At 68.5% G+C, this 12,916-nt stretch carries 15 protein-coding genes; 10 read left to right on the forward strand and 5 right to left on the reverse strand.

Translation table 11 applies throughout. The features are described from left to right. Window positions 1-400 precede the first annotated feature (400 nt). From BM172_RS21710 to BM172_RS22910, 3 genes are all read right to left on the reverse strand, one after another. Window positions 401-1,222 (reverse strand): ferritin-like domain-containing protein, encoded by an 822-nt coding sequence (locus BM172_RS21710; RefSeq protein ID WP_026633904.1) that lies wholly within the window; start codon window positions 1,220-1,222, stop codon window positions 401-403. Window positions 1,223-1,392: 170 nt separating this feature from the next. Beyond that, entirely contained in the window at window positions 1,393-1,806 is a 414-nt protein-coding gene (locus BM172_RS21715; protein WP_026633903.1) for a universal stress protein, read from the reverse strand. A 31-nt stretch (window positions 1,807-1,837) separates the two neighbouring features. Further along, complete coding sequence (locus BM172_RS22910; RefSeq protein ID WP_051548360.1) at window positions 1,838-2,176, reverse strand: glycine zipper 2TM domain-containing protein; 339 nt, start codon at window positions 2,174-2,176, stop codon at window positions 1,838-1,840. Between the two features lie 202 nt (window positions 2,177-2,378). Here BM172_RS22910 and BM172_RS21725 point away from each other — a divergent pair, with 202 nt between their 5' ends. The 8 genes from BM172_RS21725 (at window position 2,379) to BM172_RS21760 (ending at window position 7,760) form a co-directional block, all read left to right on the forward strand. Then, entirely contained in the window at window positions 2,379-2,831 is a 453-nt protein-coding gene (locus tag BM172_RS21725; RefSeq protein ID WP_026633902.1) for a hypothetical protein, read from the forward strand. Window positions 2,832-2,934: 103 nt separating this feature from the next. After that, window positions 2,935-3,495: a peroxiredoxin gene (locus BM172_RS21730; RefSeq protein ID WP_026633901.1), complete on the forward strand. Its 561-nt coding sequence runs from the start codon at window positions 2,935-2,937 to the stop codon at window positions 3,493-3,495. Then, window positions 3,495-3,968 carry a hypothetical protein gene (locus BM172_RS21735; protein WP_026633900.1) on the forward strand — a complete coding sequence of 158 codons (474 nt, stop codon included), beginning with the start codon at window positions 3,495-3,497 and terminating at the stop codon, window positions 3,966-3,968. The genes BM172_RS21730 and BM172_RS21735 overlap by 1 nt, the downstream gene beginning before the upstream one ends. Before the next feature lie 70 nt (window positions 3,969-4,038). Beyond that, window positions 4,039-4,785: a DUF2884 family protein gene (locus tag BM172_RS21740; protein ID WP_026633899.1), complete on the forward strand. Its 747-nt coding sequence runs from the start codon at window positions 4,039-4,041 to the stop codon at window positions 4,783-4,785. Window positions 4,786-4,914: 129 nt separating this feature from the next. Beyond that, on the forward strand, window positions 4,915-5,352 hold the full coding sequence (locus tag BM172_RS21745; protein WP_026633898.1) for a PA2169 family four-helix-bundle protein: 438 nt from the start codon (window positions 4,915-4,917) through the stop codon (window positions 5,350-5,352). Between the two features lie 7 nt (window positions 5,353-5,359). Beyond that, window positions 5,360-5,926, forward strand: coding sequence for a DUF924 family protein (locus BM172_RS21750; RefSeq protein ID WP_026633897.1), 567 nt, complete (start codon window positions 5,360-5,362; stop codon window positions 5,924-5,926). Between the two features lie 260 nt (window positions 5,927-6,186). Continuing rightward, window positions 6,187-6,456 carry a DUF2845 domain-containing protein gene (locus tag BM172_RS21755; RefSeq protein ID WP_177218859.1) on the forward strand — a complete coding sequence of 90 codons (270 nt, stop codon included), beginning with the start codon at window positions 6,187-6,189 and terminating at the stop codon, window positions 6,454-6,456. A 77-nt stretch (window positions 6,457-6,533) separates the two neighbouring features. Then, window positions 6,534-7,760, forward strand: a complete 1,227-nt coding sequence (locus BM172_RS21760; protein ID WP_035322434.1) for a low temperature requirement protein A — start codon at window positions 6,534-6,536, stop codon at window positions 7,758-7,760. A 137-nt stretch (window positions 7,761-7,897) separates the two neighbouring features. Here the strand turns inward: BM172_RS21760 and BM172_RS21765 are convergent, their stop codons facing one another. Both BM172_RS21765 and BM172_RS21770 read right to left on the reverse strand, forming a co-directional pair. Continuing rightward, window positions 7,898-8,920, reverse strand: a complete 1,023-nt coding sequence (locus BM172_RS21765) for a 2-dehydropantoate 2-reductase (protein ID WP_035322432.1) — start codon at window positions 8,918-8,920, stop codon at window positions 7,898-7,900. Next, window positions 8,917-10,575 (reverse strand): FAD-binding dehydrogenase, encoded by a 1,659-nt coding sequence (locus BM172_RS21770; protein WP_026633893.1) that lies wholly within the window; start codon window positions 10,573-10,575, stop codon window positions 8,917-8,919. Before BM172_RS21770 ends, BM172_RS21765 begins: the two co-directional genes overlap by 4 nt. A 186-nt stretch (window positions 10,576-10,761) precedes the next feature. Between BM172_RS21770 and BM172_RS21775 the strand changes: the two genes are divergently transcribed. Together BM172_RS21775 and BM172_RS21780 are read left to right on the forward strand one after the other, a co-directional pair. After that, window positions 10,762-11,580, forward strand: a complete 819-nt coding sequence (locus BM172_RS21775) for a DUF2884 family protein (protein WP_026633892.1) — start codon at window positions 10,762-10,764, stop codon at window positions 11,578-11,580. A gap of 172 nt (window positions 11,581-11,752) precedes the next feature. Continuing rightward, window positions 11,753-12,577: a mechanosensitive ion channel family protein gene (locus BM172_RS21780; protein WP_026633891.1), complete on the forward strand. Its 825-nt coding sequence runs from the start codon at window positions 11,753-11,755 to the stop codon at window positions 12,575-12,577. Window positions 12,578-12,916: the final 339 nt, after the last annotated feature.

Genomic DNA, 12,916 nt, shown 5'->3' on the forward strand with positions numbered 1-12,916 from the left:
CGGCGTCTGTCCCGGCTGCAGCTACCGCTGGCAGATCACCTTCTGCCCGTCGTGCCGGCAGTTCTCGCCGCATGAGGACTGGTATCACTGGCCTGAGGGCAGTGTGGAGGAGCGCGAGAGGGAGTTGGAATTGGGCCGCAACTGAGCCCGCGTTTTTTCCACAGCGCTTCAAAGTGGAATCCTTCTCCCTCCGGCGACCCGAAGGTAGTCCCCGTGGGAGAGCACGCGGGGAGCGCACATGGATGTGCGCGGCTCTGAGGAGCGAGGAAGGTGGCGGCAGCCGGATGAGGGTACGGCCGGAGCGGTGCACATCACCCTTGCGCTCCGCCCGTACCCTCACCCCAACCCCTCTCTCCCACGGGGACTACCTTCGGGTCGCCGACGGGAGAGGGGCTTCATATCAATTGAGAAACAGCTTCTCCGCCATCTTCGCCAGCGGCTTCTCCACCCAGCCCTGCACCCGCGGCGGCAGGTCCAGCGGCTTGAGCAGCATCTTCACCGTCATCTCGGCGGGGATGTTGCGGCGGAGCAGGGCCTGGGCGCGGCCGGTGATGCGCTTGAACTCGGCGTGGTTGTCGATGTGCTGCGGATAGCACTGGTTGAACACGTGGCGCAGCGCGATGTCGCTGTCCTCGCTCTTGATCTCGTTGACCCGGCGCAGCAGCGTGCGGAACACCTTGTAGCGGCCGAAGCCTTCGCGTTCGCGGTACAGCCGGTAGTGCTGGTAGAAGTGCTTGTAGTGCCGCACTTCGTCGCTCTTGATGTGGTTGGTCAGCTGCTTGAGCACCGGTTCGTCGGTGATGTCGTTGAGCGCGCGGTACAGGCTGGCGGTGCCGGTTTCCACCACGCAGCGCGCGGCCAGTTCCAGGCCGCGGCTGGGCTCGAGTTCGTCGGCGGTGCACACCGCGCCGTATTCGTCCCAGAACGCCTGGAAGCCGCGCTCCCAGTCGAACTCCGGCCACACCTTGCGCACGTAGGCGGCCAGCGCGTGGCCGTGCTGCAGCTCTTCCTGTTCCCAGTGCTGGCTGAGCCAGGTCTGCAAGGCTTCGTCGCCGGCGAAGTGGTCGACCAGGTTATGGGTGTACAGATCCGAGCCGCTTTCGACGAAGGAGGCGCTGCACAGCAGAAAGAACAGGTCTTCGTTGTGGCGGACGCGCTCGAATTCGATGCGGTCCAGGTCCAGGCTGTCCAGAGTCCAGGGCAGGGAGGTGTTGTAGCTCACGCGGTATTTCCTGTGCGGGCCCAGGCCGTTCGCAGCGGGGCGCGCGCCGGCCTGGCATGACTGTTATATGACAAAGCATACGACGAGACCGTGGTCCGGGATTAATGACCACCGACCTGTTTTTGGCGAGGACCGGGGCAAGAAGTTGCGCGGCCGCCCCGGCGGGGGCCTCAGCGCACCACCGTCACCGGCACATGCGCCCGCGCGAGAATGTCGTCGGAGACCGAGCCCAGCAGCCAGCGGCCGAGCGCGCCGCGCTCGGTATGGCCGATCACGATGTGGTCGATGCCATGCCGGCGCACCTGTTCCAGCAGCACCTCCCCGGGGCAGCCGGACATCACTTCCACGTCGATCAGGTCGGCTGCCTCGGGCAGCAGCGCGCGCACGTCGGCCAGCAGTTCGTCGGCGCGCTGCGCGCCGGAATCGGCCATCACCAGGGCACAGGTGTCGGCCGCTCCTTCGATCAGCTTCACCGCGTTGACCACTCGCACGCGGCCGCCGCAGGCGCGGGCCAGGTTGACAGCGAAACGCAGCGCGCGTTGCGACGAAGGCGAGCCGTCATAGCCGACCAGGAAGTGTTTCATGGCCGCCTCCTCGGGCGGACGGATGCCGGTCTCAGTATGCGACCTGGCGGCAGCGGCGTTCGACGTGCGTGTGCTTGGACTGCTGGTTTTCCTGGATCTTCTTGCCCGCATAGCCGCCGCCCACCGCGCCGGCCACCGTCGCGAGCGTCTTGCCCTTGCCGCCGCCGACCTGGTTGCCCAGGACGCCGCCGGCGACCGCGCCGATCGCCATGCCGGCGATCTGGTGCTGGTCCTTGGGCTGGTCCTGCACGGTGACGTTCTCGCACACGGTGCGTGTGCGCGGCTTGGAACTGGAGTTTTGCGCCTGCAGCGGGGCGCCGGCGCAGAGCAGGCAGGAAAGACCGAAGGCGAAGGCGATCCGCGTGTTCATGGCGAGTCCTTTTCGGTTCCGTGTGGAGCAAGAGTTTGCGCGCGACTCCGTTAGCGGTAGATCAAGAACACACGATTTCCACGCCCCGCTCACGGCCCTTGTCGAACGCTGAACGACGCCGCCCGGCTTCGCGGTCCGTTCAGCGACCGCGCCTACCATGATTGCCGGGTATTGACCCAACCGTGAGACAAAGGAGAGCGACATGATCAAGCGTTCGATGGGAATGATGGCTCTGGTGCTGGCGATGGCGGGCGGCATGGCCGCGACAGGAAGCGCACGGGCCGCCGACGCGAACGTGGACTGCAATCTGCGGTTCAACCTCTCCGGCTGGTCGATCATCTACAAGCACGCCGAGGGCAGCGGCACCATCACCTGCGACAACGGCCAGAAGGCCTCGGTCAAGATCGAGGTGATCGGCGGCGGCCTGACGGCGGGCAAGTACCGCATCGACAACGGCAAGGGCGAGATCAGCCATGTGCGCTCGGTCGACGATGTGTTCGGCGACTACGTGCAGGCCGGCGCCGAGGCCGGCGTGGTCAAGAGCGGCCAGGCGCAGCTGCTGACCAAGGGCGACACCTCGCTGGCCCTGGCCGGTACGGGCGAGGGCGTCAACCTCGGCGTATCGGTGGGCAAGTTCAGCATCAAGCGTCCGTAAGCTGCACTGCTGGCGATGACGAAGAAGGGCGCCTGCGGGCGCCCTTCTTTTTGGGCGCGGGCGTACACTCCGTCAGTTCCCCTTCCCCCACGGAGTACTCGCCATGCGTCGTAACTTCCTGTTGTTCGCCTTGACTCTCCTGGTCGGCTTGGCCGCCCCGGCCTTCGCCGCCGACGCGCCGGCTTCCGCACTGCCGCAGGTGGGGCAGTCCGCCCCCGATTTCCGCCTGCAGGACCAGAACGGCAAGTGGCATACGCCCGCCGATTTCCGCGGCCACTGGCTGGTGCTGTACTTCTATCCGAAGGACTTCACCCCGGGCTGCACCACCCAGGTCTGCACCTTCCGCGACGACGTCGCCAAGCTGCGCAAGGCCGGCGCCATGGTGGTGGGCGTGAGCCTGGACGACGTGAAGTCGCACGCCGATTTCGCCGCCAAGTACCACGTGCCGTTCCCGCTGCTGGCCGACAGCGACAAGCAGGTCGCCACTGCCTATGGCGTGCTCACCTCCAAGATGGGCATGCACTACGCCAAGCGCACCACCTTCCTGATCGATCCGGAAGGCAAGGTGGCCAAGGTCTACCAGGACGTCGACCCGGAAAAGAACTCGGCCCAGGTGCAGTCGGACCTGACCACGCTGAAGTCTTCGGACAAGGCTTCGTCCTGATGCTGTTGAAGGTCCGCAAGGACGCGGCGGGCTCGCGCGGTTTTTCCGCGTGGCCCGTCGCGGTATGGCTGTTGCTGCTGCTCGCCGCCTATGGCGGCGTGCAGTATCTGCGCTTCGGCTTCTACGACTACCTGGCCGGCGCGCTGGGCGTGATCGTGGTCTGCGCCGGTTGCGTGCTGCGGCAGGAATGGGCGCGGCTGGCGATGCGCGCGACGGCCGTGCTGCTGGCGTGCTGGGCGGTCTATTCCGGTGTGCTGATGTGGCAGGACCGCGATAAGTTCGAGCTCGCCCGGCAGGCCGCGCTTGCCAATCCGCAGCTGGGCGAGGTGGCCTTGATGATGGTCGAGCGCGCGCAGCGCACCTTCCAGGTGGTGATCGCGATCAAGGCCATCGGCGTGCCCCTGCTGCTGTGGCTGGCCTGGACCATGGGCCGCCCCGCGGTTGCCGCGCAGTTCCATACGCGGCGGCGCTGAGCCGGCAAGTTCAGCCCGGGTTGTCCGGCGGCGGGCTATCGCTGCATGCCTTCTGTCCGAGGGATGCCGCATGCGCCGCCTGATTCCGTCCGCCTTCCTGGCCCTGGCCAGCCTGGGCCTGCACGCGCAGGACCTGGCCACCACCTGCCAGGCCAGCAGCAGCTACGACGTGACGCTGAAGCCGGCCGAGCTGTCGTTCGACCGGCCGCAGCCGGCGCCTTTCCACGTCGAACTGCATGACGGCAGCCTGCGCGCCGACGGCGCCGCCGTCTCGCTGCGGCCGGAAGACCAGGACCGCCTCGCCCTGTTCGAGCGCGAATTGCGCGCTCTGGAGCCACGTGTGAAGACGGTGGCGCGCAACGGCGTGGACCTGCTGGCGCGGGCGGTGCGCGAGGAGGCCGCCAACCTGGGACTGGAATCCGGCTCCATGGCCGAGCTCAATCAGCGCCTGGATGCGCGCATCGCGGATCTGAAGCAGCGCATCGACGCCAGCCACAGCACCCACGACTGGCAGGGCGACCTGGCCGACCAGTACGCCAGCCAGGTCGCCGGCGACCTCGTCCCGGTGCTGGCCGGCGACCTGGGCCAGCAGGCCATGCAGGCCGCCCTGAGCGGCGATATGCAGGCTGCCGCCAGCCTGCGCGACCGCGCCGCCGACCTGGCCACCCAGCTGCGCCCCCGGCTGGAGCAGCGCATGCAGGCGCTGCGGCCGCAGATCCAGGCCCTGTGCCCGTCGATCCGCCGCCTGGCCGAATTGCAGCAGGGTGTAAAGGGCCCCAACGGACAAGCTTTGAACCTTCTGCAGATCGCGCAATGACGTCGGCAAACCGCAGCTGAGCGCGGCCGCCCGGCGCCCCGGGAATTTATGCGCCGCTAAGTCGGCGGGTCCGAGCATAGCGACCATTGCCAACCACCCGTTGCACCGAACCGCCCGGAGGCGGTCGCCGTGTCGCATCTCGACCAGACCCTGTTCAACGCCCTGATCCGCCGCGGCATCGACGACCGCGATCTGCATCGCCGGGCCCTGGAGCGGGTGCGCGATCCGGCGCTGCAGATCCTGCTGTTCGAGAACCTGCAGACGCTGGACTCGCTGATCGCCGACCTGCAGTCGCAGGTCCGCGCCGACGGCGGCGATCCGGCGCAGCGCGGCACTTCTACGGGTGCGCTGCGCGTCATGCTTGCGGATTTTTCCACCCGCTTCGCCGCGCACCGTGACACGGCCTGGGTGCAATGCCTGGCGCGGCACGAGTGCGGACTGCTGCACAGCTTCGAGCGCCAGCTGCAGCGCAAGGGTCGCGCCGAGGCCGGGCTCAGCCGCCAGCTGGACCGCCTCTATGGCATGCACCGCGACATGCACTGCCTGGCCGGCACCACCCACGGTTGAGAACCCCATGACCGACGCGCAGGACGTGCTGGCCTTCTGGTTCGACCCCGATCACGAAGCACGCTGGTTCGAACGCGACGACGCGTTCGACGCCGTCGTCCGCGCACGCTTCGGCACCCTGCACCAACGCGCTGCGGGCGGCGAGCTGGACACCTGGATGGCGCTGCCGGAAGGCTGGATGGCCTTGCTGCTGGTGCTGGACCAGTTCAGCCGCAATCTCTATCGTGGCGATCCGCGCGCCTTCGCCTGCGACGCCAGGGCGCAGCGGGTCGCCCTGGAAGGCATCGCGCAGGGCTTCGACGAGCGGCTGCCGCCGGCGTGGCGGGTCTTCGCCTACCTGCCGCTGGAACACGCCGAGGACCTTCGCCTGCAGGATCGCAGCGTGGCGCTGGTCGAGGGCCTGTGCGCGGCATTTCCGGGCGAAGCCGTCTACCTCAACTATCTTGGCTATGCGCAACGCCACCGCGAGGTGATCGAGCGCTTCGGCCGTTTTCCCCATCGCAACGCCGTGCTCGGCCGCGCTTCCACCCTGGAAGAGCAGCACTATCTCGCCCAGCCCGGCGCCGGTTTCTAAGCCGCGACGCCTGCGATATCAGGCGAGCACGCTCGAAGAGCGCAGGCGCTGATCCATTCGCCTCCGGCATCGCCGGATTTTCCGTGCAGACCGTCGCGGCATCACCCTACGCGCTGCGGTGGTGCAGGCTGCTCTCGTTCCATTTCTCGCGAACCTAAGCTTGATTCCACGGCGCCGGTAGCGCGGTGGAGGATGTCATGCGGTCATGGATATGCCTGGTGTTGTGCCTTTGCCTGTCGCTGTCGTCGCGGGCGGATACCTTGCGCGTCGGCAACCAGGTGCTTGTCACGGGCGACAGCGCGGCGCGGGTCATCGAGCTGCTGGGCCAGCCCGCGCATAAGGCGATGGGTTCCGTCGGCGCCGGCGCCCGGCAACAGAAGAAGGGCGCCAAAGGTCGGGGGCGACGCTCGAAACAGGCATCCGAAAAGGTCGCCGCAAAAAATGCCGAAGGACAGCGCTGGCAATACCGGCGCGGCCGCCGCACGGTGACCATCGTGCTGGTGCAGGGAAGGGTGGCGCGTATCGAATGACGCAGATGGCGCCGACACCGCGGTGGCCTGCATGCGGATGCCATGCCATAAATAGCGAGTCTCCAGGGAAGCCTGCCATGTCCGAAACGCCGAAGCCCTCTTCGCCCGCCGCCTCGTCCGGCCTGCTGCGCGAACGCGCCGCCGGCAGCCACGGCAAGGTGACCAATATCGAGCTGTTCTTCGACCTGGTCTTCGTCTATGCGGTGACCCAGCTGTCCCACACCCTGCTGCACGATCTCAGCCTGATCGGCGCGGCGCACGTATTGCTGCTGTTCCTGGCGGTGTGGTGGGTGTGGATCTTTACCGGCTGGGTCACCAACTGGCTGGATCCGGACCGCATCGCGGTGCGCGCGCTGATGCTGGCGCTGACTTTCGCCGGCCTGCTGCTGTCGGCCTCCGTGCCGGAAGCGTTCGCCGAGCGCGGCCTGCTGTTCGCCGGTGCCTATGTGACCATGCAGGTGGGGCGTTCGCTGTTCATGGTGTGGGCGCTGCATCGCGCCGGCCTGGCGTCGCAGCGCATCAACTTCGTGCGCATCATGCTGTGGTTGAGCGTGGCGGGCGCGTGTTGGCTGGTCGGCGCTTGGCAAGACGGCACGCCGCGCTTCCTGTGCTGGATCGCCGCACTGGGCATCGAATACCTGGGGCCTGCCGCCTACTTCTACGTGCCCGGCTTGGGCCGTTCGAGCACGGCCGACTGGGACATCGAAGGCGGGCACTTCGCCGAGCGCTGCAGCTTGTTCGTGATCATCGCGCTGGGCGAATCGCTGGTGGTGACCGGTTCGAGCTTCGCCGCATCGAGCGCCATCGCGGACACCGCGCCCGCTTTCGTCGCGGCTTTCCTCGGCTGCGTGGCGATGTGGTGGATCTATTTCGACCTCGGCGCGGAGCGCGGCAGCCGGGCGATCCGGCACGCGGCGGATCCCGGCCGCACGGCGCGCCTGGCCTATACCTACCTGCACCTGCCGATCGTCGCCGGCATCGTGGTCAGCGCGGTGGGCGACGAGCTGAGCCTTACCCATCCGCACGCAAGCTGCGATGTGCCGGCGGCGATCGTGCTGCTGGGCGGCCCGGCGCTCTACCTGCTGGGCAATGCGCTGTTCAAGATGACCGTCAATCGCAGCCATTTCCCGCTGTCGCACCTGGTCGGGCTGGGGCTGCTGGCCGCGCTGGTGGCGCCGGCCTTGCGGCTGTCGGTGTTCTGGACGGCTGCGCTGACCACCGCGGTGCTGTTGACGGTCGCCGTGTGGGAGACGCTGTCGCTGCGCGGAGTGCGGGCGCACCTGGCGGAACACGCCGGGCATTGAAGCCACGTAGGTTGGGGTGAGCGCAGCGAACCCCAACGGATGTCGCCGGTTACCGCATCGTCGGGCGAGATGACTGCACGGTCGGGCTCTCTCGTCGAGTGAGAGGTTTTGTTGGGGTTCGCTGCGCTCACCCCAACCTACGCCGGCTTGTTTGCAGCGCTGCTCAGTTCTTGCAGCAGACGTTCGGACGTCCAGACGACAGGCCTCGCCTCCGCCTCGCGCACCAGTTCGATGATGCGCTGATTGACCGGCGCCCGCTGCCCCACACGCCCGGCCAGCCCGACCACGGCCCCATGCAGCGCATCCACCTCGGTGCGCCGTCCCGCCTGCAGATCCTCCCAGGTCGACGAGCGCGCCAATGGATCGATCGCCAGCATGCGTGAGGCTACCCGTGCGAACAGCGCATCCGGCAGCTTCAACAACAGGGGCAGCCAGCGCGGCGGCAACGGGGTGAGTTTCGCCACCGGCAGGCCGAGCCTGGCGAAGATCGCCAGCGCCTCGCCCTGCGCCAGCGCCAGGCAGCGCCGCCAACCCCGCCGGGCCAGCTCGTCCCGCAACGGCAAGCCGGACAGCGCATTGATCGCATTGTTGAGATTGAACAGCAGCTTCGCGCGCTGCACCGCGGCCATGTCGCGTCGCGGTTCGATCGGCAGGCCGGCGGCGGCGAACAGGGGCAGATAGCGTTGCAGCGCCGGATGGTCCTCCACCATCAGTTCGCCGCTGGAGCCCTGGTGGAACGCGCCGGGTTCCCGCTGCAGCACGTTGAACGGCACCATCCCCGCCAGCACCGTGCGGCCGGGCAGGGCGGCGCGCAGCAGTTCGGCATTGTGCAGGCCGTTCTGAAAGCTGATCACCAGCGCGTCCGCCGGCAGGACATCGGCCAGCTCGCGCGCCGCCTGCGGGGTATCGCCGGACTTCACCGTCACCAGCACCAGCGGCGCAATCGCATCCGCCGCGCCGGTGCGCAGATCCAGCGCCGGGCCGTCGATCACCCGCTGGAAGCCATGCAGGTCGGTCAGCGTCATCCCCCGCTCGCGCAAGGTACGCAGCATCCGTTCGCGCACGATGAAGCGCACCGCCGTCAAGCCATGCAGCCGCCCGCCGAGATAACCGCCGACGCTGCCGGTGCCATAAACGACCAGCTCCGGCACCGCGCTCACGCCACCGCCGCGGCGGCCGCGCGTCCCGCGACCCGGCCCGAGAACAGGCACCCGCCCAGGAAGCTGCCCTCCAGCGCCCGATAGCCATGCACGCCGCCGCCGCCGAAGCCCGCTGCTTCGCCCGCCGCATACAAGCCCGGCAACGGCTGCCCGTCCGGCGCCAGCACGCGCGCCTGCAGATCGGTCTCCAGGCCGCCCAGCGTCTTGCGCGTCAGCACGTGCAGGCGCACGGCGATCAGGGGCCCGTTGGCGGGATCCAGCAAGCGGTGCGGCTTGGCCACGCGCACCAGCTTGTCGCCGCGATAGCGCCGCGCGTTGTGGATGGCCATCACCTGGGCATCCTTCGCGTACGGGTTGTCGAACTGCAGGTCGCGCGCCTCGATCTCGCGGCGCATGGCCACCGCATCGAGCAGTTCGCTGCCGGCCAGCGCGTTCATGCCGGCCACCAGTTCCTCCAGCGTGTCGCGCACGATGAAGTCGCGGCCGTGCTGCTTGAACGCTTCCACCGGCGCGGGCGCGCCCTTGCCGACCGCGCGTTTGGCGACCTGCCGCCAGCTCTTGTTGGTGAGGTCGGGATTCTGCTCGGAGCCGGACAGCGCGAACTCGCGCCGGATGATCTGCTGGTCCAGCACGAACCAGCTGTAGTCGTAGCCGGTCTGGCGCAGCCAGGCCAGCGTGCCCATGGTGTCGTAGCCGGGCCACAGCGGGCCGGGCAGGCGCCGGCCGGTGGCATCGAACCACAGCGAGGAAGGGCCGGGCAGGATGCGGATCGCATGGCCCGGCCAGATCGGATTCCAGTTCTCGATGCCTTCGACGTAGTGCCACATGCGATCGCGGTTGATCAGCTGCGCGCCGGTCGCCTCGCTGATCGCCAGCATGCGGCCGTCCACATGCGCCGGCACGCCGCAGAGCATGTGCGCCGGCGCGGGACCGAGCCGGCTCGGCCAATGCCGGCGCACCAGCTCGTGATTGGCGCCGATGCCGCCGGAGGCGACGATCACCGCCTGCGCGCGCTGCTCGAATTCGCCGATAACCTCGCGCGTGCTCGGCCGTCCGCGTTCGATCGTATCCGCCGCCAGCACCGCGCCACGCGCACCGACGACGGCGCCGCCTTCGACCAGCAGCTCGTCCACGCGATGGCGGAACGCGAATTCGATCAGGCCCTTCGCTTCAGCCGAGCGGGCGCGCCGCACGAACGGCTCCAGCACGCCCGGCCCGGTGCCCCAGGTGACATGGAAACGCGGCACCGAATTGCCATGGCCCCAGGCGCCATGCCCGCCGCGCTCGGCCCAACCCACCACCGGGAACCAGCGCATGCCCATGGCGTGCAGCCAGGCGCGCTTCTCACCGGCGGCGAAGTCCACATAGGCCTCGGCCCAGCGTCGCGGCCAGTGATCCTCCGGCCGGTCGAAGCCGGCCGTGCCCATCCAGTCGGCCAGCGCCAGCGCGTGCGAATCGCGCACGCCCATGCGGCGCTGCTCGGGCGAGTCGACGAAGAACAGGCCGCCGAACGACCAATGCGCCTGGCCGCCCAGGCTCTGCGCCGGCTCCTGTTCCAGCACCAGCACGCGCCGGCCGGCATCGGCCAGCTCGGTCGCCGCCGCCAGTCCGGCCAGGCCGGCTCCGATCACGATCACGTCCCAGCCGTCCCGCATATGCATGCTCCCCATGGCCGAAGGTCCGGCCACGTTAGCCGCTACCTGCGGGCCTGCCTATGCGCGACGCCGCATGTGACCGATGGCAGGGCATGACGGCTGGCCCATGCCGCTGCGCCGGCTGCGGACGCATCGTCTGCTGCATGGGCCGGCGGAGGGCCGGCCCGCGCCACGAGGGGATCGACCATGCGCATGATGTCCGCCGCCACCTTGCTCGCGCTCGGCCTGGCCATGGCCCTGCCGGCGCAGGCCCGCACTATCCATATCGACGACGACAGCTGCGGCTACCACACGCCGTACGACGTGCGCGTCGACGCCTCCGGCATCCGCTTCCAGCGCGAGGACGGCAAGCCCGTCAATGTGTTCATGCACGACGGCCAGCTGCGCGTGGACGATCGCGCGGTCGCCGTCTCCGCCGCCGACGCCGCGCGTCTGCGCGAGTACGAAGACAACGTGCGCACCCTGCTGCCCGAAGTGGCCGGCATCGCGCGCGAAGGCATCGACGTCGGCTTCGCCGCGATGCGCACGGTGCTGATGACCTTCGCCGAAGGCGACGGCGAGCGGCGCAAGCTCACCGATCGCCTGGACCGCCGCCATCAACAGGCACTGGCCGACATCGACAGTTCGCTCGGCCGTGGCATCTGGAAGCACGGCGCGGTGAGCGAAGCGCTGACCGACAGCGTCGGCGAGACTGTCGGCGACCTGGTGAGCAAGGTCACCGCCAGCGCGGTGACGGCGGCGCTCAGCGGCGACCAGAGCAAGGTCGCGGCGCTGGAGGCGCGCGCCGATTCGCTGGACAAGAGCATCGACAAGGAGATCGACGCGCGCGCCGATCGCCTGAGCGAACGCGCCAAGGCGCTGTGCCCGCGGCTGCAGGCACTGGACCAGCTGCAGCAGCAGTTCCAGTTCCGCCTTGCCGACGGTTCGCGCCTGCAGCTGGTCACCTATGACAAGGACAACGACAAGACGCCGGCCAAGAAGCAGCCGGACGTCGCCTCGCGCTGAGCCGAGGTATCCCGAAGCGCTCCGGTCTTCCCCCCACGGACGCTTTCTCGCAGCCGCGCTTTTCCCCAGGGCGCGGTTTTTTTATGCGCGGGTTCGCGGGCATGCCGGGTTCCGGCGTTTCGCGCACGCCTGCTAGGCTTGAAGTCTGTCTTCCCCGGATGGACGCCCCGCCATGCACGATTTCCTGGTGCGCCTGCACTTCTCCGAGAGCGCGATCCAGCATTTGATCGATATCGCCGTCGCGTTGCTGATCCTGCTGCTCGGGCTGTGGATCGCCGCGCGCGTCGCCAATTTCGCCCTGCGCGCGATGCAGCGCGCGAAGTTCGATCCCACCCTGAGCGGCTTCCTGCGCAACCTGATCAATGGCGTGCTGATCGTGCTGCTGGTGGTGATGGCGTTGCAGCAGGCCGGCGTGCCGTCCGCACCGCTGATCGCCGCGCTCAGCACCGCCGGCCTGGCCATCGGCCTGGCCCTGCAGGGCTCGCTGAGCAACCTGGCCTGGGGCGTGCTGCTGATCGTGTTCCGGCCGTTCCGCGTGGGCGACTACATCACCGCCGGCGGCATCGATGGCACGGTGGATTCGATCAGTCTCATGCACACCCTGCTGGTGCTGCCGGACAACCGCGAGGCGATCGTGCCCAACGGCAAGATCGGCGCCGACGCCATCGTCAACTTCAACCGTCGCGGCACGCGCCGCTTCGAGCTGAAGGTGGGCATCGGCTATGGCGACGACATCGGCAAGGCGATGGCGGCGGTGCGCGAGCTGTTCGAGGCCGACGAGCGCATCCTGCAAGACCCCGCGCCCGGCATCTGGACCGAATCCCTGGGCGACAGCGCCGTCAACCTGGTGATCCGCGCCTTCACCCGCACCGGCGACCTCTGGGGCGCCCAGACCGACCTGCTGCGCCGGATCAAAGAGCGCTTCGACGCCGAGGGCATCAGCATCCCGTTCCCGCAGCGCGAGCTGCGGGTGGTGCAGGGCAAGCTGCCGGACTGAGATGAAGCCCCTCTCCCTTCGGGAGAGGGGTTGGGGTGAGGGTACGGCCGGAGCGCAAGGGTGAAGTGCACCGCTCCGCCCGCACCCTCATCCGGCTGCCGCCACCTTCTCCCGGTGGGAGAAGGGTTCTGATAGGGGAACTGAGGCGGCTCCAGTCGCCTGCATACGTATGCGCATGGTCCCCTGCGACCAAGATCGATCCAGACGGACCGGCGTGCCTTCGCTATGATTGGGCTCTTGCGCGCCGCCATCCCCCAGGCGTTGCGCCATCGCCATCCGCAGGAGAAATCATGGCCGACCTGAAAGAAGCCCGCGTGCCGGATATCGGGCACGACAATG

It is taken from the genome of Dyella marensis (assembly GCF_900112865.1).
Taxonomy (GTDB): domain Bacteria; phylum Pseudomonadota; class Gammaproteobacteria; order Xanthomonadales; family Rhodanobacteraceae; genus Dyella_D; species Dyella_D marensis_A.